This is a genomic window from Streptomyces sp. NBC_01520 (genome assembly GCF_045040375.1).
Taxonomy (GTDB): domain Bacteria; phylum Actinomycetota; class Actinomycetes; order Streptomycetales; family Streptomycetaceae; genus Streptomyces.
In genome coordinates, this window is sequence record NZ_CP109404.1 from 3,746,124 (window position 1) to 3,772,109 (window position 25,986).

Sequence of the window (25,986 nt, forward strand, 5' to 3'; positions counted from 1 at the left end):
TGCTTTCGGACGGGCGCCGTTCGGGCGTCACGTGCGGTCTGCGCGGGCGGTGCGGTCCAGCTTCTTGGCCAACACCGCCCCGATCGCGGCGAGCGGCTGCGGCCGCATGAGGTCGTTGTGCGCGGCGGGGACGGCGTGGATCGACAGCTCGCCGCCGATGTGGTGCAGCCAGTGGCCCGGCTCGCCCGCCGGATCGACCATCGCGGCGAACATCACCGCGCCCGCCCGGCAGTGGCCGGTGACGGAGCCGGCCTCGACCTGGAAGCTGTTGGCCATCACCCGTTGCAGGCGGCGCAGTTGCACCTCGGTGAGCCCGGCGAGTTCCTTGCCGGACGCGCGCATCGCGGCCATCACCCGGCCGAACTCCACGGGCCCGTCGAGATCGGCCGCCTCCATGCCGATCGCGGCCAGGACCCCCTGGAGGAAGTCCTGTTCGGAGAAGGACGCGGCCGGCTCCGGCTCCGTACGCGGATAGGCGTCCAGCAGGGCGAGCAGTTCGACCTCCTGGCCCGCCGACTCGAGGAGTCCGGCCATCGCGTGCGCGACCCGGCCGCCGAGCGACCAGCCGAGCAGCCGGTAGGGGCCCTCCGCCTGCACGGTGCGGATACGGGCCACGTAGTCGGCGGCCATCTCCTCGACGGTCGCGGGCAGCGGCTCGTCGTCGGCGAGGCCCGCCGACTGCAGTCCGTAGAGCCCGACACCGGCGGGGAGGTGCTCGGCCAGCCCCGCGTAGGGCCAGCTGAGCCCGCCCAGCGGGTGCACGCAGAACACGGGTGCCTCGGTGCCGCCGGAACGCAGCGGCAGCAGCCGGCTCAGCGGGCCCTCGCCCTCGGCCTCCGAGAGACGTACGGCCAGCGCCGCGACCGTCGGCGCCTCGAAGATCGAGACCACCGACATCCCGGCGTCCAGCCGGTCGCGGACCATGCCGATGAGCCGGGTGGCGAGCAGCGAATGGCCGCCGAGCTCGAAGAAGTTGTCGTCGATGCTCACGGTGTCGTGGTCGAGCAGCTCGGCGAAGATCTCGCAGAGCGCCTTCTCGGTCGCGTCTCGCGGGGCACGGCCGGGCTCCCGCTCCAGCAGCTGCGGCTCGGGCAGCGCCTTCTTGTCGACCTTTCCGTTGGGCGTGACCGGTACGGCGTCGATGGCCGTGTAGTGGGCGGGCACCATGTGGTCGGGCAGTACATCGGCCAGGTGGTCGCGCAGTGCGGCCGGTTCCGGGAGTTGTGCCGACCCGGCGGGTGTGACGTACGCGGCGAGGCGGGTGTCCCCCGAAGGTGTCGTGTGTACGGCGACGACCGCGCTGCCCACCAGCGGGTGCTGGGCGAGGGCGTGCTCGATCTCGCCCAGCTCGACGCGCCGGCCGCGGATCTTCACCTGGTCGTCGGTACGGCCGAGGAACTCCAGCACCCCGTTCGCGGTGATCCTGGCCAGGTCGCCGGTGCGGTAGAGCCGGGAGCCGGGCGGGCCGTAGGGGTCCGCCACGAACCGCTCGGCGGTCAGCGCGGCACGGCCGAGGTAGCCGTGCGCCAGCTGGACCCCGCCCAGGTACAGCTCACCGCCGCTGCCTGCCGGAGCCGGTGCGAGCGCCGGGTCCAGTACATAGGTCCTGGTGTTCCAGACGGGCCTGCCGATCGGGACCACCGCGGTGGCGGAGTCCTCGGCGCAGTCCCACGAGGTCACGTCCACGGACGCCTCGGTCGGTCCGTAGAGGTTGTGCAGAGCGGCCGGCAGCAGCGCCCGGAACCGCTTGCGCAGTCCGGTGGGCAGCGCCTCGCCGCTGCACAGCACCCGGCGCAGTCCGGTGCAGTGTGCGGCCTCCGGCTCGGCGAGCAACACCTCCAGCATGGACGGGACGAAGTGCGCGGTCGTCACGTCCGCGTCCTGTATCAGGCGCGCCAGGTAGGCCGGGTCGCGATGGCCGCCGGGCTTCGCGACGACCTGGACCGCACCGGTCACCAGCGGCCAGAAGAACTCCCACACCGATACGTCGAACCCGGACGGGGTCTTCTGCAGGATCCGGTCGTCCGGGCCGATCCGGTAGGCGTCCTGCATCCACAGCAGCCGGTTCACGATGCCCCGGTGCGGTACGACGACACCCTTCGGGAGGCCGGTCGAGCCGGAGGTGTAGATGACGTAGGCCGGGGAGTCCGGCAGCGGTCCCGGCAGCTCGGTGGTGCCGCGCAGCGCCGCCGCCTCCTCCCGCGTACCGGGCTCGTCGAGCACGACGAGCTTCCCGGCCGTGTTCCCGGGGAGACCGTCCCGCGCCGCGCTCGTGGTGATCACGACGGCCGGGGCCGCGTCGGCCAGCATGTGGGCGATCCGCTCGGCCGGGTAGTCCAGCTCGATCGGCAGGTAGGCGGCGCCTGCCCTGATCGCGGCCAGGAGGGCGACGGTCAGTGCGGCGGATCGGGGGACGGCGACGGCGACGGTGTCACCGCGGCGTACTCCCCGGGCGACGAGGAGCGCGGCCAGCGCGGCCGACCGCTCGTCCAGTTCCGCGTAACTGAGGCGCGCGTCGTCGGCCGTCAGCGCGAGCGCGTCCGGGGTCTTCGCGACCTGGGCCGCGAACAGCCCGGCGATGGTCTCCGGCTCCGCACCGGCCACCTCGGGCAGCTCCAGCACATGCCCGGTGTCGTTCCACCCGGTCAGCAGCTGTGCGCGCTCGGCCCGGTCGAGGATGTCGATGCGGCTGAGCGGCTTCGACGGGTCTGCGGTGCCCGCGTCGAGGAGGCGGACGAGCCGCTCCCCGATGTGCTGGACCGTGCTCTCGTCGAAGAGGTCCGCACTGAAGTCCACCGTGACTTCGATGCCGGCCGGGGCGCCGTCCATGTCCGTGCGCTCGACGAAGTTGAACCCCAGATCGAACTTCGCCGCACCACCCTCACCATCCACCGGACGCGCCACCAGACCCGGCAGATCCAACGACGCCACCGCATTGTTCTGCAACACGATCATCACCTGGAACAACGGATGCCGCGCCAACGAACGCGCCGGCTGCAACGCATGCACCAACTGCTCGAACGGCACATCCTGATGCGCGAAAGCCGCCAGATCCGTCACACGGACCCGCTCGACCAACTCACCGAACCCAGGATCACCCGACACATCCGCCCGCAACACCAACGTATTGACGAAGAACCCCACCAACTCGTCCAACGCCACATCCGTACGACCCGCGACAGCCGTACCCAAAGGAATATCCGCACCACCCCCCAAACGCGACAACAACCCCGACACACCCGCCTGCAGAACCATGAACAGACTCGACCGCGACGAACGCGCCAACCCCACCAGATCCCGATGCAAACGAGCACCCAACTCAACCGAAACCGTCCCGCCCCGATAACTCGACACCACAGGACGAACCCGATCCACCGGCAAACTCAACTCATCCGGCAACCCCTCCAACACCCCACGCCAATAACCCAACTGACGCGAAATAGCCGAACCCTCGTCACCCTCATCACCCAACACCTCACGCTGCCACAACGCATAATCCGCATACTGCACCGGCAACGCATCCCACCCAGGCACAACACCCCCCACCCGCGCCCGATAAGCCACACCAAGATCCCGCGCCAAAGGCGCCTGCGACCAACCATCACCAGCAATGTGATGCACCACCACACACAACACATGCTCAACCGCCGACACCCGGAACAACCACACCCGAACCGGCAAATCCACCGACAGATCAAACCCAGCGGAAGAAACCCCCGCCAACGCCTCACCCACACCCCCGGCAGCAACCTCCACCACCTCAAAAGGCACCACCACATCCCCCACCGCGACAACCTCCTGCCACGGCTCACCACCCACATCCGGAAACACCGTCCGCAACGACTCGTGCCGCCCCACCACATCAACCAACGCAGCACGCAGAGCCGAAACATCCAACACACCCGACAACCGCACACCCAACGGAATGTTGTACGTCCCGCTCGGCCCCTCCATACGATTCAGGAACCACAGACGCCGCTGAGCAAAAGACAACGGAACCCGCACCGGACGCACCATCGGCACCAACGCCACACGCCCACCCACCGACGAACCCACCACCCGCTCCGCCAACGCCACCACCGACTGCGCATCGAAGATGTCCCGGAACGGGAGCTCGATGCCGAAGGTGGCACGGACCCGGCTCACCAGCCGGGTGGCGAGCAGCGAATGCCCGCCCAGGTCGAAGAAGCTGTCGTCGATCGACACGGACGGGACGCCGAGCAGTTCGGAGAACAGGTCGCAGAGTGTGCGCTCGATGTCGTTGCGGGGTGCCCGGTCGGTGCTGTGCCGCGGCTCGGGCAGCGCGGCGCGGTCGATCCGGCCGTCCGCCGTGTACGGCAGCGCGTCGAGCACGACGCAGTGCGCCGGCACCGCGTGTCCGGGGAGCACGGCCGCGGCATGGGCCCGCAGCGCCGCGGTGTCCGCCGGGGCCGCCGGGTCGAGGGGGACGTGGTAGGCGACCAGCGCGGGCTCGCCCGAGGGGCTGGGACGTACGGTCACGGCCGCGGCACCGACCGCGGGGTGCCCGGTCAGCACCCGCTCGACCTCGCCGGGTTCGACACTCCTGCCGTCGAGGGTGAGCCGGTCGTCGGTACGGCCCAGGAGCTCGACCGTACCGTCACGGGTGATCCTGGCCAGGTCGCCGGTGCGGTGGAGCCGGGAGCCGGGCGGGCCGTAGGGGTCCGCCACGAACCGCTCGGCGGTCAGCGCGGCACGGCCGAGGTAGCCGTGCGCCAGCTGGACCCCGCCCAGGTACAGCTCACCGGGGCTGCCCGGGGGCAGGGGCATGAGGCCGGCGTCGAGCACGAAGGCGCGGGTGTTCCAGACGGGCCGGCCGGCGACCGGGTACGCCCCTGTGTCCCCGGTCCCGACAGCCTGCGCGAGGGCGTCGAACGATGCCTCCGCCGGCCCGTGCAGGACATGGAGCTCCGCTCCGGGAAGGTGTGACCTCAGCCGTTCTGCCAGTCCGGCGGGCAGCGGCTCGCCGCTGCACAGCACCCGGCGCAGTCCGGTGCAGTGCGCGGACTCCGGCTCGGCGAGGAACGCCTCCAGCACGGACGGCGCGAAGTGGGCCGTGGTCACGGCCTCGCGCCGGATCAGCCGGGCCAGGCCGACCATGTCGCGGTGGCCGCCCGGCAGGGCGACCACCTGGGCGGCGCCGAGGACCAGCGGTGCGAGCACCTCCCAGACCGATACGTCGAGGTCCGCGGGCGCCTTGTGCAGGATCCGGTCGTCCGGGCCGAGACGGCAGGCGTCCCGCATCCACAGGAGCCGGTTCACGATGCCCCGGTGCGGTACGAGCACACCGCGCGGGGAACCCTCCGGGTCGGCGGTGTGGACCAGGTACGCCGGGGAGTCCGGCAGCGGCCCCGGCAGCCGGGCGGCGGTGCCGGCGACGGGGTGCTCCTCGTCGCCGCGCCCGCCGGGCCGGAGCAGGAGGACCGGGCCCGAGGTGGTCCCGGCCAGGGGCCGGCAGCCCTCCGTGGTGATGACCGCGGCGGGTGCGGCGGCGTCCAGGAAGGCACGGACCCGCTCGGCCGGATGGTCCGGCTCGACGGGCAGGCACACCGCACCGGCCCGCAGCACCGCGAGGTGCCCGACGGTCAGTGCGGCGGATCGGGGGACGGCGACGGCGACGGTGTCACCGCGGCGTACTCCCCGGGCGGCGAGGAGCGCGGCCAGCGCGGCCGACCGCTCGTCCAGCTCCGCGTAGCTGAGCTGTGCGTCGTGGGCGACCACCGCGAGCGCGTCGGGGGTCCGGGCGACCTGGGCCGCGAACAGCCCGGCGATCGTCCCGGGCTCGGGGCCCGTGTCCGTCGCGGCCGGCAGCTCCAGCACCCGGCCGGTGTCGTTCCAGCCGGTCAGCAGCCGCTGCCACTCACGCGATTCGAGGAGGTCCAGCTGGCTGATCGGCATCGCCGGGTCGGCCGCGCCCAGGGACAGCAGACGCACCAGGCGCCCGCCCAGGTCCGTGACCGTGTGCTCGTCGAAGAGGTCGGCGCTGTACTCCACCGTGACTTCGATGCCGGCCGGGGCGCCGTCCATGTCCGTGCGCTCGACGAAGTTGAACCCCAGATCGAACTTCGCCGCACCACCCTCACCATCCACCGGACGCGCCACCAGACCCGGCAGATCCAACGACGCCACCGCATTGTTCTGCAACACGATCATCACCTGGAACAACGGATGCCGCGCCAACGAACGCGCCGGCTGCAACGCATGCACCAACTGCTCGAACGGCACATCCTGATGCGCGAAAGCCGCCAGATCCGTCACACGGACCCGCTCGACCAACTCACCGAACCCAGGATCACCCGACACATCCGCCCGCAACACCAACGTATTGACGAAGAACCCCACCAACTCGTCCAACGCCACATCCGTACGACCCGCGACAGCCGTACCCAAAGGAATATCCGCACCACCCCCCAAACGCGACAACAACCCCGACACACCCGCCTGCAGAACCATGAACAGACTCGACCGCGACGAACGCGCCAACCCCACCAGATCCCGATGCAAACGAGCACCCAACTCAACCGAAACCGTCCCGCCCCGATAACTCGACACCACAGGACGAACCCGATCCACCGGCAAACTCAACTCATCCGGCAACCCCTCCAACACCCCACGCCAATAACCCAACTGACGCGAAATAGCCGAACCCTCGTCACCCTCATCACCCAACACCTCACGCTGCCACAACGCATAATCCGCATACTGCACCGGCAACGCATCCCACCCAGGCACAACACCCCCCACCCGCGCCCGATAAGCCACACCAAGATCCCGCGCCAAAGGCGCCTGCGACCAACCATCACCAGCAATGTGATGCACCACCACACACAACACATGCTCAACCGCCGACACCCGGAACAACCACACCCGAACCGGCAAATCCACCGACAGATCAAACCCAGCGGAAGAAACCCCCGCCAACGCCTCACCCACACCCCCGGCAGCAACCTCCACCACCTCAAAAGGCACCACCACATCCCCCACCGCGACAACCTCCTGCCACGGCTCACCACCCACATCCGGAAACACCGTCCGCAACGACTCGTGCCGCCCCACCACATCAACCAACGCAGCACGCAGAGCCGAAACATCCAACACACCCGACAACCGCACACCCAACGGAATGTTGTACGTCCCGCTCGGCCCCTCCATACGATTCAGGAACCACAGACGCCGCTGAGCAAAAGACAACGGAACCCGCACCGGACGCACCATCGGCACCAACGCCACACGCCCACCCACCGACGAACCCACCACCCGCTCCGCCAACGCCACCACCGACTGCGCATCGAACAGGGCGCGCACCGGCAGCTCGATCTCGAAGGCGGTCCTGATCCGGCTCACCAGGCGGGTGGCGAGCAGCGAATGCCCGCCCAGGTCGAAGAAGTTGTCGTCGATCGTCACGGACGGGACGCCGAGGACCTCGGCGAACAGGCCGCACAGCATCTCCTCCTGCGGGGTCCGCGGCGCGCGGCCCCCGGGGCCGGGCCGGCCGGCGGCCGGGCCGGACAGCGAGGGGACGGCACCGGTGCGAGGGGCACGCTCGGGGACCGTCCAGCCGAGGGGCAGGGTCACCGACCGAATGACGTCGCCCACGGGCTGTGCGCCGTCGCCGGTGAAGGCCCGCAGGACCGTCTCCAGGTTGCCGAGGATCGCGGCGACGGACGTCTCGGTGAACAGCGCGTTGCGGAATCCGAGGCGCAGTTGCAGCCGTCGGCCGGGTACGGCGATGAGCGTCAGCGGGTAGTGCGTGGCGTCGGACCCGGTGGTGCCGGTGATCGTGAGGTCGCCGAGCGAGCCCTGCAGGCTGTCGGCGTCCACCGGATAGCTCTCGAACGCGACCAGGCTGTCGAAGAGTTCGCCGTGCCCGGTGGCGCGCTGGATCTCCGTGAGCCCGATGTAGTGGTGGTCGAGCAGGGCGGACTGCTCGTCCTGGACCCGGATGAGCAGCGACCGGACGGTCTCGGCCGCGTCCAGCCGGATGCGTACGGGCACCGTGTTGATGAACAGCCCGACGATGCCCTCGACACCCTCGATCTCCGGAGGGCGGCCGGAGACGGTGGCCCCGAAGGCGATGTCGTCGGTGCCGGTGAGCCGGGCGAGCTGGAGCCCCCACGCCACCTGCACCATGGTGTTGACGGTGATGCCCAGTCGGCGGGCCAGTGCCGTCAGCTCCGTGCTCTGCTCCTCGGCCAGGTCCAGGGTGAGCTGACGGGGCAGGACGTCGACGGTGTCGTCGGCCTGCGGGGCCACCAGGGTGGGCCCGGCGAGACCCTCGAAGGCGGCCTGCCAGGCGGCCAGCCCTTCCTGCTTGTCCTGCTTCCGCAGCCAGGCGAGGTACAGCTTGAACGGCACGACGGGCGGCATTCCGGCGGTGTCGCCGCCCCGCCCGTACAGGTCGAAGAGCTCGCCCAGGACGATCGGCATGGACCAGCCGTCGAGCAGGATGTGGTGGCAGCTGAACATGAGCCGCCAGGAGCGTTCGCCCAGACGCACCACGGTGAACCGCAGCAGCGGCGGGACTGCGAGGTCGAAGCGTACGGCCTCGTCGGCCGCCGACAGTTCGGCCAGGCGCGTCCGCCGGCCGTCCTCGTCCAGTGCGGAGAGGTCGTGGGCGACGACGGGTACGGCGAACTCGCGGGGCACCACCTGGACGGGCTTGCTCAGGTTCTCCGACAGGAAGCCGGCCCGCAGATTGCTCCGGCGGACCAGGAGGGCCCTGACCGCTTCGCGGAAGACATCCAGGTCGAACGGGCCCTCGAAGTCGACGGCCAGCCGCACGGTGTAGACGTCCAGGGCGTCCTCGTCGTACGTCGCGTGGAAGAGCATGCCCTCCTGCAGCGGTGCGAGGGGCAGGATGTCCTCAAAAAGATCCTTGCGGGTCACCGGGTCTTCCTCCACTCAGTTTCAAGTACCCCGAGATCGTCGAGTTCGAGGTCGATCAGTGACAGGTCCGACGGGGCCAGGCCGGCCGGCTCGCCCTCGCCTGCGTGCTCCGCGAGCGCGGTGAGCGCGCGGAACCATCCCTCGGCCAGCGTCCGTACGGCGTCCTCGCTCAGCAGGCGGCGCGGCCAGGTCCAGTTGGCCACCAGCCGCGGCCCGCCCGGGCCGTCCTGGACCAGGACGTTGAGGGACAGCGAGTGGGTGGCCGGCATCTCCGGGTCGCCGCCGAGCTGCCGGAGCACCTCGCCGTCGGCGGACATCGTCCAGTCGTCGGCGCTCTGCGGTGGTGTCCCGTCGCCGGGCTCCCCTGCGACCTCGGTCCGGCCCAGGTAGTTGAAGCCGAACTGCGGGCTGCCGAGGGCGGCCAGCGTGTCGCGGGTGTGCGGGTTGAGGTGGCGCAGCAGGCCGTAGCCGACGCCCTCGTCCGGCATCTGCCGCAGCGTCTCCCGGACCCGGTTGAGGGCCTTGTGCAGGGCGGCCGGATCGGTGAGGACCCTGCCCCACGGCACGGGCCCGAGGTCCAGCCGCACCGGTGCGAGGCTGGTGAACCAGCCGACCGTACGGGAGATGTCGAGCTCCTCGCCCTGCGGGATCTGCCTGCCGTGCCGCTCGACGTCGACCAGCACCTCGGTACCGGCGCCGAGTCCGCGCCGTCGCCGCCAGTCGGCGACGGCCAGGGCGAACCCGGTCAGGAGTACGTCCTCGATGCCGCCCCGTACCGCGGCGGGCACCTTCGTGAGGAGCGGTTCGGTCACCGACTCGGGCAGGGTCAGCACGAGCGCTTCCTGGGTGCCCATGGTGTCGACGCCCGGGTCGCGCGTCTCCGCGGTCACGGGTACGTCGCCGTCGCCGAGCTGCTCGGCCCACCAGGTGACCTGCGCCGCGCGCGCGGGCTCCGCCGCGAGTGCGGTGAGCCACTGCGCCCAGCTCCGCCACGAGGTGCCGACGGGCTGCGGCGCGGGCTCCCTGTTCTCGGACACCGCCTGCCAGGCCTCGGCGAGATCGGGTACGAGGATCCGCCACGACACCCCGTCGACGGCCAGGTGATGGCCGAGGAGGAGGAGGCGTCCGGGCTCTTCGGGGCCGGCGTCGAACCACACGGCCCGCACCATGGCACCGTCCGTCGGGGACAGCCGGGAGACCGCCCGCTCCGCCTCCTCGGCGATGACGGCCCGTGCCTTCGTGCCGTCCGCGCCGGTGATGTCGACCCGGCTCACGCAGTCGGCGGGGTCCACCGCGCCCCGCTCCCGGACCTCGTAGGACCACGCGTCGCCGCTGACCGTCAGCCGCAGCCGCAGGGCGTCGTGGTGGTCGAGCACCGTGCCGAGGGCGGTGGTCAGGGTCTCCAGGGTCACCCGGGCGGGTACCTGGAGCAGCACCGACTGGTGGAACCGCTCCATGCGGCCGCCGTGGTCGCGCAGCCAGTGCGTCATCGGGGTGAGCGGCGCCTCGCCGATCCCCGCGTCGGGATCCTGCGGGGCCACCTCGTCGACGGTGCGGGCGACGGCCGCGAGTCCGGCGGCCGTCTTGTGCTCGAAGACGTCCCGGGGGGTGATGACCAGGCCGCTCCTGCGTACCTGGCCGACCAGCTTGATGGAGACGATGCTGTCGCCGCCGAGCTCGAAGAAGTTGGCGTCGGCGTCCACTTCGGACAGTCCGAGCACCGAGCCGAACGCCTCGGCGAGTATCCGCTCGGCGGCGGTGACCGGGTGCCGGCCCTCGCCGGAGGTGGTGACGTCGGGTGCGGGCAGGGCCGCGTGGTCCAGCTTGCCGTTCACGGTCAGGGGCAGGGCGTCCATGACCACGAGCGCCTGCGGGACCATGTACTCGGGCAGCCGTTCGGCCGCCCAGGCGCGCACGGCACCGGTGTCCGGGTCCGTGCCCGGGTCGGGCACCACGTAGCCGACGAGCTGCCGGATGCCCGGCCGGTCCTCGCGTACGACGACGGCGGCACCGTCCACACCGGCGCAGCCCGACAGCACGGACTCGATCTCGCCGAGCTCGATGCGGAAACCACGCAGCTTCACCTGGTTGTCCCGACGCCCGACGAACTCCAGCACCCCGTCGGCACGCCACCGCACCACATCACCCGTCCGGTACAACCGGGACCCCGCCACCCCGAACGGATTCGCCACGAACCGCTCCGACGTCAGACCGGCACGCCCCAGATACCCACGAGCCAACCCCACACCCGACACGTACAACTCACCCGGAACACCCACCGCACAGAGGTTCAGGGCCGGGTCCAGGACGTACACCCTGGTGTTGGCGATCGGGCCGCCGATGGGCGGGGTGACGGTGCCGTCCACGGGGCCGCTCGCCGTGGCGCAGACGGTGGTCTCGGTCGGCCCGTAGGCGTTGATCACCCGGCGGCCGGGGGACCAGCGGGCGGCGAGGTCCCGGGGGCAGGCCTCGCCCGCGGTGACCAGGGTCAGGCCCGCGGGGGCGTGCTGGGGATCCGCTCCGGACAGGGCCGTCGGGGTGAGGGTGGCGTGGGTGATCCGTTCGTCGGTGAGGAAGTCGGTGAGTGCCTGGCCGAGGACCGGGACGCCGGCCGGGGTCAGGACGAGCGCGGCGCCGTTGAGGAGGGCCATGACCGTCTCCCAGGCGGACGCGTCGAAGCTGGGTGCCGCGAACTGCCCGATGCGGCTCTCCGGGCTCACCCCGAGCCGCTCGGCATGCCAGGCGGCGAGGCTGCCCAGTCCCCGGTGGGTGACCGAGACGCCCTTGGGCTGCCCGGTGGATCCCGAGGTGTAGATGACATACGCGGGATGGTCGGCCGACAGCGGTGAACGGCGGTCCGCGTCCGTGACCTCGGCCCCGGAGAGGGCGGCCAGTGCCTCGGCGGTCGCGGGGCTGTCGAGGAGCAGCGGCTCGCCGTGTCCGGCCGGCAGCCGGCCGGCCAGGGCGGCGACGGTGACGACGAGCGTGGGGGAGCTGTCGCGGAGCATGTACGCGATCCGGTCGGCCGGATGGTTCGGGTCGACCGGTACGTAGGCTCCGCCGCCGGTCATCACGGCCAGCAGCGCGGTGGTCAGTCCGGCCGACCTGGGCAGGACGAGCGCGACCCGGTCCTCCGGTCCGACACCGCGCCCGATCAGCAGCCGGGCGAGCCGGTTGGCACGGCCGGCCAGCGTCCCGTAGTCCAGGGCGGTGCCGTCCGCGATCACGGCGGGCCGGCCGGGGACCGCTTCGGCCTGCCGGGCGAAGAGCTCGGGGACGGTGCCGGCCGGCACCGCCCGGTCGCTCTCGTTCCAGCCGTCGAGCAGTTGCCGGCGCTGCGCCTCGGGCAGGATCTCCACGCGGCGTACGGGCAGCCGCGGGTCGGCCGTGACGGCGCGCAGCAGCGTGACCAGGTGGCCGGCCAGGCGCTCCGCGCCGTCCCGGTCGAACAGGTCCGTGCTGTAGCCGAGCATGCCGGAGACCGCGCCTTCCGCGTCCTCGGCCAGGCTCAGTTCCAGGTCCACCTTGGCGACCGGCAGCAGCATGTCCTGGACGGTGAGGCGCAGGCCGGGCAGTTCCAGCTCGCCCGAGGTGTTGTTCTGGTACGCGATCAGCACCTGGAACAGCGGGTTGTGCGACAGGGAGCGGTCCGCGCCGACCGCGTCGACCAGCCGTTCGAAGGGCAGGTCCTGGTGCGCGTAGGCGTCCAGCGCGGTCCTGCGCACCCGGTGCAGCAGGTCGATGAAGCTCGGGTCGCCGGACACGTCGGTGCGCAGCACCAGGGTGTTGACGAAGAAGCCGACGAGGTCGTCGGTCGCCGAGTCCGTCCGGCCGGCGACCGGTGTGCCGATCGGGATGTCGGTTCCGGCGCCGAGGCGGGACAGGAGAGCCGCGAGGGCGGCCTGGAAGACCATGAAGGGCGTGGTGTCCGTCTTGGCGGCGAGGGCCCGCAGGCGTTGTGCGAGCTCCGGGCCGACCGTGACGGGCACATGGGCGCCCCGGTGGGTGGCGACGGGCGGACGGGGCCGGTCGGCGGGGAGTTCGAGCTCCTGCGGTGCGCCCGCGAGCTGTTCGGCCCAGTACGCCCGCTGGCCGGCCGCGAGGCTGTCCTCGTCGTGCTCGTCGCCCAGCAGCCGCTGCTGCCACAACGTGTAGTCCGCGTACTGCACCGGCAGGGGCCGCCAGTCCGGTGCCCCGCCCGCGAGCCGGGCCCGGTAGGCCTCGCCGAGGTCGCGGGAGAGCGGGGCCTGCGACCAGCCGTCCCCCGCGATGTGGTGGACGACGACGCACAGCACGTGCTCGTCCGGCGCGGTCCTGAAGAGCCGTGCGCGCAGCGGCAGTTCCCGGGCGAGGTCGAAGCCGACGGCTCCGGCGGCGGCGAGGGCGGCGGGCAGTGCCTCCTCCGTCACGTCGGTGACCTCGACGGCCACCGTGGCCACGCCCGCGGGCACGACCTGCTGCCAGGGCTCGCCGTCGGTGTCGGGGAACACGGTGCGCAGCGACTCGTGCCTGCCGACCACGTCGCCGAGGGCTTCGGTCAGCGCCCGCACACGCAGTTCGCCGGAGAGACGGACGGCGAAGGGGATGTTGTAGGTGGCGCTGGGCCCTTCCATCCGGTTGAGGAACCACAGCCGCCGCTGGGCGAACGACAGCGGCACCCGTTCGGGCCGGCCGGCCGGGCGCAGCGGGGGCCGGGCGGGGGCCGCGCTGTCCATGAGGCGGACCGCGAGCCGGGCGACGGTGGGTTCCTCGAAGACGCGCCTGATGGACAGTTCGACGCCGAGCACCGCACGCACCCGGCTCACCAGCCGGGTGGCGAGCAGGGAGTGCCCGCCGAGCTCGAAGAAGTTGTCGTCGACGGAGACGGAGGGCAGTCCGAGCACCTCCTGGAACAGCCCGCACAGCAGTTCCTCGTGCGGTGTCCGCGGTCCGCGTGCCTCCTCCGTGCCGTACTCGGGGGTGGGGAGCGCCTTCGTGTCGAGCTTGCCGTTGGTGGTCAGCGGCAGTGCGTCCAGGGCGACGACCGGCCGCGGGACCATGTACTCGGGCAGCCGTTCGGCCGCCCACGCGCGCAGTTCGTCCGTGTCGAGCGTGGCACCGGCGGCGGCGACGGCGTAGCCGACGAGCTGCCGGACGCCGGGCCGGTCCTCGCGGACCACGACGGCGATCTGGCCGACGGCGTCATGGGCGGCGAGTACGGACTCGATCTCGCCGAGCTCGATGCGGAAACCACGCAGCTTCACCTGGTTGTCCCGACGCCCGACGAACTCCAGCACCCCGTCGGCACGCCACCGCACCACATCACCCGTCCGGTACAACCGGGACCCCGCCACCCCGAACGGATTCGCCACGAACCGCTCCGACGTCAGACCGGCACGCCCCAGATACCCACGAGCCAACCCCACACCCGACACGTACAACTCACCCGGAACACCCACCGCACAGAGGCCGAGTCCGCTGTCGAGCACGTAGACCTGCTTGCCGTCGAACGGCCGTCCGATCGGCACCGGGTCGGGCACGGGCCGGTCCGCGGTGAGCGGGTGCGCGGCCGCGATGACGGTGACCTCGGTCGGCCCGTACGCGTCCACGACCGTGATGTCCGGGCAGGCCTCCAGCACCTGGCGCACCGAGGCGGCGGGTACCGCCTCGCCGCCGGCCCACACCTCGCGCATCGGCCGGAGGATCTCCGGGGCCTCGGCGGCGATCAGCCGGAACAGGCCGGTGGTGAAGAGGGCCGCGGTGACGCGCCCCTCGGCGACGGTCCGCCCGATGGTGGCCATGTCCAGCTCGCCGGGCGGGCCGACGACCAGGGTGCCGCCGCTCAGCAGCGGGGTCCACATCTCGTACGTCGACGCGTCGAAGGCATGGGCCGAGTGCATCAGCACCCGTTCCTGCGCGCCGCCCGCGAAGCGGCTGTCGGCGGCCAGGTCGGCGATCCCCCGGTGGGTGACGGCGACGCCCTTCGGCCGGCCCGTCGAGCCGGACGTGTACATGACGTAGGCGATACGTTCCGGGCCGGGCGGCATCGGCACGCCGCCGGCGGGGACCGGGAAGGACCCGGGCAGGTCGCCCTGCTCCAGGACCAGTGAGGTGCCGCTGTCCTGGAGGACGTCCGCGCGCCGGGAGGCCGGCCAGCGGTGGTCGATGGGGACGTAGACCGCACCGGCCCGCAGCACACCGAGGACGGCGAGCACGAACTCGACGGAGCGGTCCATCGCGATGCCGACCGGTTCCTCGGGGCGCACCCCGCGGTCGAGCAGCCAGGCGGCGATCTCCTCCGCCCTGCGGGTCGTCTCCGCGTACGTCAGCGACCGGTCTCCGCAGACCAGGGCCTCCGCGTCCGGCGTCTCGGCGGTGCGCAGCGCCAGCAGCTCGGGCAGGGTGCGCGCGGGCGCGGGGACGGGGGCCGGGTTCCACGTGTCGAGCAGCCTCGTCCGCTCGTCGGCGTCCAGCAGCTCGACCGCTCCGGCCTGCCGGGACGGCTCGGCGGCGAACGCCTCCAGCACGGCGGTGAGCCGCTTGCCGAAGCGCTCGATCTCGGCCTCCACGAAGGCGTCGGAGCGGTAGGTGAAGCGGAGTTCGAGCGAGGGGCCGGGAATGACCATGAGGGCGAGCGGGTAGTGCGCGCCGTCCGTGGAGAAGAAGTCCGCGACCGAGAGACCGCCGGGCAGGGTGAGCGTCGCCGGGTCGACGGGGAAGTTCTCCAGGACGGTGAGGGTGTCGAACAGATCGCCGTGCCCGGCGGCCCGCTGGATCTCCGCGAGACCCAGGTGCTGATGGGCCATCAGCACCTGCTGCTCCTCCTGCAACCGCTCGCAGATCGCGAGCAGCGTCTCCTCGCGCCCGATGCGGACGCGCACGGGCACGGTGTTGAGGAAGAGGCCGACCATGGTGTGCACACCGGGTATCTCCGGCGACCGGCCCGCGAGGGTCATACCGAAGGTGACGTCCCTGCGGTCGGTGAGCCCGGCCAGCACAAGACCCCAGGCCGCCTGCACCACGGTGTTGAGGGTGATGCCGTGCTCACGGGTCCGCTCGGTCAGCCGGGCGGACGTCTCCGCTCCGAGCAGTACGGAGACCTTGCTGGGCAGCACCGTCGTGGACCGGTCGTCGGGCATCGCGGCGAGCAGGGTCGGCTCGTCGAGCCCGTCGAGTGCGCTCCGCCAGGCCCGGACGGCGCCTTCACGGTCCTGCTTGGCGAGCCAGGCCAGGTGGTAGCGGAACGGGGTCACGGGAGGCAGGGCCGTGACGTCCCCGCCGGCCGCGTACAGCTCGAACAGCTCGCGCACCAGGACGGGGGCGGACCAGCCGTCCAGCAGGATGTGGTGGTTGGTCACCAGCAGCCGGTGCCTGCCCTCCGCGACCCGGACCACGGTGAACCGCAGCAGCGGAGGGTTGCGCAGGTCGAAGCGGGTCGCACGGTCCCGTTCGGTGAGGTCGCGCAGCGCCGCTTCGCGGTCCTGTTCCGGGAGGGCGGTCAGGTCGGCCTCGTGCCACGGAAGATCCGTCGCCTTGGGGAGGAACTGCAGCGGACGCGGGCCGTCGTGCCTGAATCCGGCGCGCAGGTTGCCGTGCCGGCCCAGCAGGGCGTGGGCGGAGGCGCGGAGCGCGGGCACGTCCAGCGGGCCGTCGATGTCCAGTCCCAGCTGCATGACGTAGACGTCCGGGCCCGACTGCTCGTCGTACTGCGCGTGGAAGAGCAGGCCCTCCTGCAGCGGGGTGAGCGGCAGTACGGCTTCCAGGGACGGCTTCTCGTTCGTGCTCATTCCGAAACGCTCCACTTCGACTCGAACTCGTCGAGTTCGTCCTGCGAGACCAGGGCCATGTCCCACTCGTCGGCCTCGACCGCGCCGGGGGTTCCGCCTCCGGAGGGCTCCTGTTCGGCCATCGCGGCGAGGGCCCGTACGGTGCGGTGCGCGAACACGTCCTGCGGGGTGAACAGCAGGCCCTCGGCGCGAGCCCGGCTGACCAGCTGGATCGAGACGATGCTGTCGCCGCCCTGGCGGAAGAAGTCGTCGTCCGCACCGGCCCGTGGAAGCCCGAGCACCTCGGCGAACAGCCGGGCGAGCGTCTGCTCCTGCGGTGTGACGGGCATCGTGTCGGAGGCGGACGAGGCCACGTCGGGCGCGGGCAGCGCCTTGTGGTCGAGCTTGCCGTTCAGCGTGACCGGCAGGGCGTCCAGCAGCACCAGTGCCGCGGGCACCATGTGGTCGGGGAGCCGCTCGGCGAGCGCCGTCCGCAGCCCGGCCACCAGCGCGCCGCTCCTGCGGGCGACGAGCGGGTCGTTCGCGAAGCGGGCGGGAGCCCCGTCCGGGAGGTACAGGTCCCGGTAGGCGGGTACCGCGCCCGTCCCGTCGTGCGCTTCCTCGGGTACGAACACCGCGTCCAGGCGGCCTTCGTCCGACCCCGCGGTCCAGGTGACCAGCGCCCGGTAGCCGGCGGACGTGCCGGCGTCGTGCAGGGCCGTCACATCGACGCCCGGCGCCGCGGTGTCGCCGGGTCCGTCCGCTCCGGCCAGGTCCGCGTCGAGTCTGCCGTTGGGGATGCCGGTGACGCGCAGCCCTTCGGGGCGCTCGTCCCGCAGCCGGGCGGCGATCGAGTCGAGGCCGCCGGACCGCTCCCAGGCGAGGGGCGGCACCGTAGCGAGCGGGACGGGCGCGGCCGGCCGCTTGTGCAGGACCACGTCGTAGCGGTAGCGGCTGAGCTCGTTGGCGTAGTCACCGCGCTTGATGCGGACGTCCGCGCCGCCGAAGCCCTCCAGCGATCCGGCCAGGGTGTCGAACAGGGCCGGGTCCACCAGCAGTTCGGTCTCACGCTCGACGGCCCGGTCCACGGCGTACCGGGTGGCTGCCTCGCTGTCCCCGGGGTGGCCGGTGCGGTGCACGGCCGTCCGCATGAGGCGCAGCAGCCGGAGGTCACGGAGGTCGCCGAGGAAGACGGAACCGGACTCACCGAGCAGGTCGAACGCCTTCCTGATGACGTCCGTCAGGTAGTCGAGGCCCGGGAAGTACTGCGCCACCGAGTTGATGACGACGGTGTCGAACGTCCCGGCCGGCAGGTCGTCCAGCAGGTGCGCCGGGGTCGCCGTGAAGCACGTGCGCTCGGCGAGGCCCGGTATTTGCGCGGTCTGCCTGCACAGGGTGTCGATCACCTCGCCGGACAGGTCGGTGCCCCAGTACAGGTCCACGTGGGGGGCGACCGGCGCCATGATCAGTCCGGCGCCGACACCGATCTCCAGGACGCGGCGGGGCCGCAGCTCCAGGATCCGGTCGACGGTCGCCGAGCGCCAGGAGCGCATCTCCGACTCGGGCAGCTCAGAACCGTCGTAACTGCTGTGCCAGCCGCTGAAGTTCTCGCCGAGCCGGAGCCCGTGGCGGTCCGACGTGCCGTAGACCTCGTCGTTGATGGTCTGCCACTTCTCGACCTGGTCGCTCTCCAGGCCGGTGTCGCGGACAGCGGTGTCCTGGGCGGCGGGCACCACGTAGCCGACCAGCCTGCGCTCGCCGGGCCGGTCCTCCCGCACCACCACGGCGGCGGCCTCGACCTGCGGCTGATCGGTCAGCGCGTCGGTGATCTCGCCCAGCTCGACCCGGAAGCCGCGCACCTTCACCTGGTCGTCGGTCCGGCCGAGGAACTCCAGCTGCCCGTCCGCGCGCCGGCGCACCACGTCGCCGGTGCGGTACATCCGCTCCCCGGGCGGTCCGAACGGCGCGGCGACGAAGCGTTCCGAGGACAGCCCGGGACGGCCGAGGTAGCCGCGGGCCAGGTTGACCCCGGCGATGTACAGCTCGCCGAGCACGCCGACCGGGACCGGGCCGAGCCGCGCGTCCAGCACGTAGGCACGGGCGTTGGCGATCGGGGTGCCGATCGGCGGGGCGACCGCTCCGGACAGCGGGGCGCTCATCGTCGCGCAGACGGTCGTCTCGGTGGGACCGTACGCGTTGATCATGCGCCGGCCCGCCGACCAGATCCCGGCCAGCTCCGCGGAGCACGCCTCGCCCGCGACGGTCAGCACCATGTCCGCGGGTACGGCGGCCGGGTCGAGGCCGGTCAGCGCGATGGGCGGGATCGTCGCGTGGCTGATGCGCCGCTCGGTCAGGAATCGGGCCAGCTCGTCACCGAGCAGCAGCCCGCTGCCGACCGGGAGCACCAGCGTCGCCCCGCTGAGCAGGGCGATGCAGGTCTCGGACACCGCGGCGTCGAAGCTCGGTGCCGCGTACTGGACGACCCGGCTGTCCGGCCGTACGTCGAACCGCTCGCTCTGGGCGGCGGCGAGGTTGCCGATGCCCCGGTGGGTGACCACGACGCCCTTGGGGCGGCCGGTCGAACCGGAGGTGTAGATGACGTAGGCGGGGTGGTCGACGGCGGCGGGCTCCCGCCGGTCGACGTCGGACAGCGGTCCGGCGGGCCGGGCCGCGATCCGGGCGGCGGGGGCGGGGGCGTCCACGACGACCGTGGGCACGTCCGGCACCACCTCCCGGGCGGTCTCCGCGACCTCCGAGATGGTCAGCATCAGCACGGGCGCGGAGTCCTGGGCCATGTAGGCGACCCGCTCACGCGGATAGCCGGGATCGACGGGCACGAAGGCGGCACCCGCCGTGACCACGGCGAGCTGGGCCACCAGGAGGTCCAGCGACTTCGGCATGACCAGGAGCACCCGGTCCTCGGCGCCGATCCCCCGGGTGACCAGGTGCCGGGCCAGTTGGTTGACCCGCGGGCCCAGTTCGGCGTAGCGCAGTTCCTCCGTGCCCGCCACGACCGCGAGCGAGTCGGGGGAGAGTGCGACCCGTTCGGTGAAGAGCTCGGCCAGCGTGCCTTCGAGGACCGGGCACGCGGTGTCGTTCCAGTCGACGAGGATCCGTCGGCGCTCGTCGGCGTCCAGCACGTCCAGTTCGCTCAGGCGGCTGCCCGGCCGGCCGGTGACCTGGTCCAGCAGCCGCGTCAGCCTGCCGGTGAGCAGCTCGATCGTCGCCCGGTCGTACAGGTCGGTGGCGTACTCGACGGAGCAGGTGGTGTGGTCCGGGGTGTCCCCGTCGCCCTGGACCTCGCGGAAGTCGAACAGCAGGTCCAGCTTGGCGGTGTGGGTGACGGCGGGTTCGATCCAGGCGTCGAGACCGGGCAGGTCCAGCCCCGGGGTCGCGTTGTTCTGGAAGCCGAGACCGATCTGGATGAGCGGGTGCCGGCCGGCCGAGCGCTCCGGGTTGACGGCCTCCACCAGCCGCTCGAAGGGCAGGTCCTGGTTGGCGAAGGCGGCCAGGCCGTCCGCGCGGGCCCTGCCCAGCAGGTCGGCGAAGCTCGGGTCGCCGGACAGGTCGGTGCGCATCACCAGGGTGTTGACGAGGAAGCCGACCAGGTCGTCCAGTGCCTCGTCGGTGCGTCCCGCGATCGAGATGCCGAGCGGGATGTCGTCACCGGCACCGAGCTTGCCGAGCAGCGCCGCCAGCGCGGTCTGCACCACCATGAAGGGGCTGACGTCGTGCTCGCGCGAGCAGCGGGTCAGCTGCTGGTGCAGCGCGGGCGGCAGGTCGAAGCGGAGCGTCTCGCCGCGGTAGGACGCGACGGCCGGCCGGGGCCGGTCGGGCGGCAGGGTGACTTCCTGGGGCAGTCCGCGCAGGTAGTTCGTCCAGAAGGCCAGCTGGCCGGTGATCGCGGAGCCCGGGGTGTCCTCGTCCCCCAGGATCTCCCGCTGCCACAGGGTGTAGTCGGCGTACTGCACCGGCAGCGGCTCCCACTCGGGGCTCCGGCCCGTGCAGCGCGCGGTGTAGGCGGTCTGGAGGTCGCGGGTCAGTGGCACCAGCGACCAGCCGTCACCGGCGATGTGGTGCATCGGCATGAGGAGGGCGTGCTCCTCCTCGGACACGGCGAACAGGTGTGCCCGGATGGGCGCCTCGGTGGCCAGGTCGAAGCCGACGGCGGCGCGTTGGGTCATCGCCTCGGCCAGCTCGTCGGCGGCGATCTCGGTCACCCCCATGACGGGAGCGGCCTCCCGCGCGGACAGGATGTGCTGGCGCGGAGTGCCCCGGTGGTCCGGGAAGACGGTGCGCAGGCTCTCGTGCCGGGCGACGACGTCGCCGATCGCCGCCTGCAGCGCCTCGCGGTCCAGCGAGCCGTTCAGCCGCACCACGAGCGGGATGTTGTACGTGCCGGAGCCGCCGTCGATCTTGTCGATGAACCACAGCCGCAGCTGGGCGAACGACAGCGGGATCTCCTGGGGCTTGTCCATCCTGGTCAGCGGCTGCCGGGCCCGGGGCACGTCGCCGTGACCGGCGAGCCAGGCGATCAGCGCCGCGGGAGTGGGCGCCTCGAAGACGGTACGGATGGCGAGTTCGACGCCGAACGCCGCGCGGACACGGCTGACCAGCCGGGTCGCCAGCAGTGAATGGCCGCCCAGGTCGAAGAAGTTGTCGTCCATGGAGACCGAGGGAACACCGAGGATCTCGGCGAAGACCCCGCAGAAGATCTCCTCCTCGGGCGTGCGGGGTGCCCGGCCGCCGGCGGAGCCCGCCATGTCCGGGGCGGGAAGGGCCCGGGTGTCGAGCTTCCCGTTGCCGGTCAGCGGCAGCACGTCCAGCTGGACGAACGCGGTGGGCACCATGTGCTCGGGGAGCGTGGCGGCGGCGTGCTTGCGCAGCGTGGCCGGCTCCAGCTCGACCCGTCCGGCGGGCCCCTGGTCGCCGATGACGTAGGCCACCAGCCGCATGTCGTCGGGCGTGTCCTCGCGGACGACGACGGCCGTCTGCCGGACGTCGGGGTGCAGCAGCACGGCGGCCTCGATCTCGCCCAGCTCGATCCGGAAGCCCCGGATCTTGACCTGCTGGTCGGCCCGCCCCAGGTACTCGAGGTCGGCGCTGCCGTCCAGGGCCCAGCGGGCCAGGTCGCCGGAGCGGTACATGCGCTCCCCCGCCGGACCGAAGGGGTCCGCGACGAACCGGGTACTGCTCAGGTCCGGACGTCCCAGGTAGCCGTCGGCGACGGCGGGCCCGCCGACGTACAGCTCACCGGTGGCGCCGGGCGGCACCGGGCGCAGCGCGGTGTCGAGCAGGTAGACGCGCAGATCGCTGATGCCGAGGCCGATCATGCTGCCGCTGCCGGACGAGGCACGCGCCGCGTCGAGCACCAGCTCGGTGGTGTGCACCGTCGTCTCGGTGATGCCGTACATGTTGACGAGCCGCGGGGAGTCCTCCGGATGCCGCTCGTACCACTCGGCCAGCCGCCCGAACTCCAGTGCCGCGCCGCCGAATATGACGTACCGCAGCGCGAGGGCCCGCCCGGTGTCCGGGTTGTCCCGGTCGGCCTGGACCAGCTGGTAGAAGGCCGAGGGTGTCTGGTTGAGGACGGTGACCCGCTCCCGTACCAGCAGCCGCAGGAACTCCTCCGGCGCCCGGCTCACCGCGAACGGCACCACGACGAGCGTCCCGCCATGCAGCAGTGCGCCCCAGATCTCCCATACGGAGAAGTCGAAGGCGTACGAGTGGAACAGTGCCCACACGTCGTCGGGCCCGAAGCCGGTCCACCGCTCGGTCGCGTCGAAGAGCCGGATCACGTTCTGGTGGGCGACCATGACGCCCTTGGGCCGGCCGGTGGACCCGGAGGTGTAGATGACGTACGCCGCCTGGTCGGGCAGCACCGGACCGCCGCGCTCGGCGTCGAGGACCGGGGTGCTCGGCAGCCCGTCGGCCTCGGCCACCGTGTCCGGGTGGTCCAGCACGATCTCCGGTGTCCGGACGGCCAGTTGCGTGAAGGCGTCACGCTGCGCGGTGACCACCACGGCGGGCTCGGCGTCGCCGAGCATGTAGGCCACCCGGTCCGCGGGGTACTCGGGGTCGATCGGCAGGTACGCCGCCCCGGCCTTCAGCGTGGCCAGCAGGGCCACGGCCATCTCCACGGAGCGGGGCATCGCCAGCGCGACGAGCTGTCCGCGCCGGACGCCCCGGCTGATGAGCAGCCGGGCCAACTGGTTGGAGCGGGCGTCGAGTTCCCGGTAGGTGAGGGCACGGGTACCCGCTCCGTCGGGGTACACGACCGCCCTGTTGTCCGGGTGGGCCGCAGCCGCGGCGGCGAACCGCTCGGGCAGGGAGGTGCGCTCCGTCGGCTCCGGGACCCGGGCGGCACCGCCCCAGTCGCCGACCAGTCTGGCCAGCATCTCGGGGTCGACGACGTCCAGGGCGCCGATCGGCAGGTCGGGGTGCTCGGTGAGTTCGCCGAGCAGCCGGGTGATCAGCCGGTGGTGCTGCCGCACCGCGTCGGCGCCGTACACGTCGGGGTTGGCCGAGAGGTCGAAGCGGAAGCCGCCGTCCTGCCCGCCGACGACGATGAGCGAGAAGTCGTCGTCGTGCCCGGCCATCAGCGGGTGCAGGCTCGCCGGCAGCCCCGCGAAGTGCAGGGCGGGCGCGACGACGTGCAGGTTGAGCCTCGGACCGAGCAGCCGGCCGTCGGAGCCGAGCAGCTTGAGGTCGCGCCGCAGGTCCTCGTAGCGGTAGCGCTTGTGCCGGGAGGCGGCGCGCATGCGCTGGTGGGCGTGACGGACGAGCTCCTGCGCCGTCATGTCGGGGCGCACCGTCATCCGGACGCCGACCACGTTGGACACCATGCCGGGCACGGCCCGGCCCGCACCGGTCGTACGCGCGGCGACGGACAGGGCGATGACCACGTCGCTGCTGCCGGTGATCCGGCTCGTGTACGCGGCGAGGGCGGCGAGCACCGCGGCCGGCCAGCCGACCCGGGCCTCCCGGGCCGCGTCGCGGACCCGGGTGCCGGTCTCCGGCGGGACCTGACGGGTCGCGCGTACGAGGTCGGTGGGCAGAGCCGTCGGGCGGTCCCCGAGGCTCACGGCGTTCGGCCGGTCCTCGAACTGCGCGGTCCAGAAGGCCCGGTCGGCCTCGAAGGCGGCGGATTCCTGGTACGCGGTCTCGTCGTCGATCAGCTCGCGCAGCGGGGGGAAGGCGCCGTCGGAGGTGTCCTCGCCCGTGACCAGGCCGGTGTAGATGTCGGCGGTCCGGGAGGCGACGAGGCTCGCACCGAAGCTGTCCATCACCAGGTGGTGGTAGCGGTAGTAGAAGAGGAACCGGTCGTCGGCGACCTTGATGAGCGCGAAGCGGTACAGGGGGCCGCCGAGCACGTCCAGCGGGGTGCTCGCGTCCGCCCACATCCACGCGTCGGCCGCGTCGCCCGGCCGGTCCTGCGCGGCCAGGTCGAGGACCTCCACGGGCTCCGCCGACCAGTCGGTGACGGGCTCGACCACCTGGACGGGGCCCGCGCCTCCCTCGGTGAACCGCGCACGGAGCGCCTCGGTCTCGGTGACGACCTGCCGCATGGCCGCGGTGAACAGCAGGGGGTCGACCGCGCCCGCTATCTCCAGGTACAGGGCCGCGTTGAACGTCGCGTTCGGACCGCTGAGGCTCTGCGCGTACCAGATTCCGGCCTGGCCGGCGGTCAGCGGCAGAACCGTGGCTGACGAGTCAGACATCTGTCCTCTGTTTCTTCGGGCCTGGCCGATCCGGGAATCGGTCGGTGAGCAAAGGGGTCGGCGGACACAGGGCTCAGGCCCGCCGGCACCGGAGCGGGCCGGCTCACCGGCCGTCAGTACGTGGGCAGAGCCGTGCCATTCGCCCCGTGAAGCCGCTTTCCGTCGGCTGCGGTCCATCAACGTTCAGTAAACGAATACACGTCCGGACAAGCTGTGTCGCACGTGGATGCAATTTCCGGAAAGGGCTCTTCTCACCCCTCGGCCCGAAGGATTCGGATTCCTCGGGTCGGATTGTCCTGCAACAAGAGGCAGCTCCTCCGGCGGACCGGAATTCCGTCCGTAGCATCACCCCGAGCAGGCTCATGACCACGACAAAGACAGGGAAAACCCCTATGACCGACGCCATGGAGATGCCGGCGACCTGCCCCGTCGCCCCCCGCGGATGGCCCAACCCGCTGCTCACCGAGTACGGTCAGGTGCCGGCGGGCCGCCCGCTGACCCAGGTGACCATGCCGTCGGGCAGCAAGGCGTGGCTCGTCTCCCAGCACGACCACATACAGCGGCTGCTGGCCGACAACCGGTTCAGCGTGGAGCCGCACCCGACGTTCCCCATCAGGTTCCCGGCGCCGCAGGAACTGCTGGACATGATCGCCCGGGACTCGAAGAACCTGCTGGTGACCATGGACCCGCCGCGGCACACCCGGGTCCGGCAGATGGCGCTGCCCGACTTCACCATCAAGGCCTCCGAGAAGCTGCGCCCCCGGGTCCAGGAGCTCATCGACCGCTACCTGGACCGCATGGAGGAGGCCGGCGGCCCGACCGACCTCGTCCAGGCCCTGGCCCTGCCGCTGCCGGCCCAGGTGATCTGCGAGATGGCCGGCATCCCCGAGGCCGAGCGCGACGTGTTCACCCGCAACGCCGCGATCATGGTCGGCACGCGCCACTCGTACACCATGGACGAGAAGATGGCCGCCAACAACGAGCTGATGAAGTACTTCGCGACCCTCGTCACCGAGAAGCAGCAGAACCCCACCGACGACATGCTCGGCAACTTCATCACCCGGGCCGGCCGGACCGACGAGTTCGACCACCATGGTCTGACGCTGATGACGAAGATGCTGCTGCTCGCGGGCTACGAGTTCATCGTGAACCGCATCGCGCTCGGCACCCAGACGCTCCTGGACCACCCCGAGCAGCTCAAGGCCCTCCAGGCCGACCCGGCCGGGCTCATGCCCAAGACCGTGAACGAGGTGCTGCGGTACTTCAGCATCGTCGACGAGATCATCGCCCGTGTGGCGCTCGCCGACGTGGAGATCGACGGGGTGACCATCAAGGAGGGCGAGGGCATCCTCGTGCTCAAGGGCCTCGGCGACCGGGACCCCGCCAAGTACACGGACCCGGACGACTTCGACATCCACCGCGACTCGCGGGACCACCTGTCCTTCGGGTACGGCGTCCACCAGTGCCTCGGCCAGCACGTGGCCCGGCTGATGATGGAGCTGTGCTTCACCTCGCTCTTCGCCCGCTTCCCGGCGCTGCACGTGGTCGAGTCCGACGAGCCGATCGAGCTCGTCGACGGGCTGCCGCCGGTGCACAAGCTCGTGGTCGGCTGGTGA

General features: G+C 71.8%; 4 protein-coding genes. 1 reads left to right on the forward strand and 3 read right to left on the reverse strand.

Annotated features, from left to right (window positions below; genetic code table 11):
• Window positions 1-27: 27 nt before the first annotated feature.
• Genes OG524_RS16875 through OG524_RS16885 form a run of 3 tightly spaced genes read right to left on the reverse strand, consistent with a single transcriptional unit; the run spans window position 28 to window position 24,370 of the window.
• Window positions 28-8,904, reverse strand: coding sequence for an amino acid adenylation domain-containing protein (locus OG524_RS16875; protein WP_405810874.1), 8,877 nt, complete (start codon window positions 8,902-8,904; stop codon window positions 28-30).
• Window positions 8,901-16,670 carry an amino acid adenylation domain-containing protein gene (locus tag OG524_RS16880; protein WP_405389998.1) on the reverse strand — a complete coding sequence of 2,590 codons (7,770 nt, stop codon included), beginning with the start codon at window positions 16,668-16,670 and terminating at the stop codon, window positions 8,901-8,903. The genes OG524_RS16875 and OG524_RS16880 overlap by 4 nt, the downstream gene beginning before the upstream one ends.
• The gene (locus tag OG524_RS16885) at window positions 16,667-24,370 is read right to left on the reverse strand and encodes an amino acid adenylation domain-containing protein (RefSeq protein WP_405810876.1); all 7,704 of its coding nucleotides are present in this window, start codon (window positions 24,368-24,370) and stop codon (window positions 16,667-16,669) included. The genes OG524_RS16880 and OG524_RS16885 overlap by 4 nt, the downstream gene beginning before the upstream one ends.
• A gap of 392 nt (window positions 24,371-24,762) precedes the next feature.
• Between OG524_RS16885 and OG524_RS16890 the strand changes: the two genes are divergently transcribed.
• Window positions 24,763-25,986, forward strand: coding sequence for a cytochrome P450 (locus tag OG524_RS16890; RefSeq protein WP_405389996.1), 1,224 nt, complete (start codon window positions 24,763-24,765; stop codon window positions 25,984-25,986).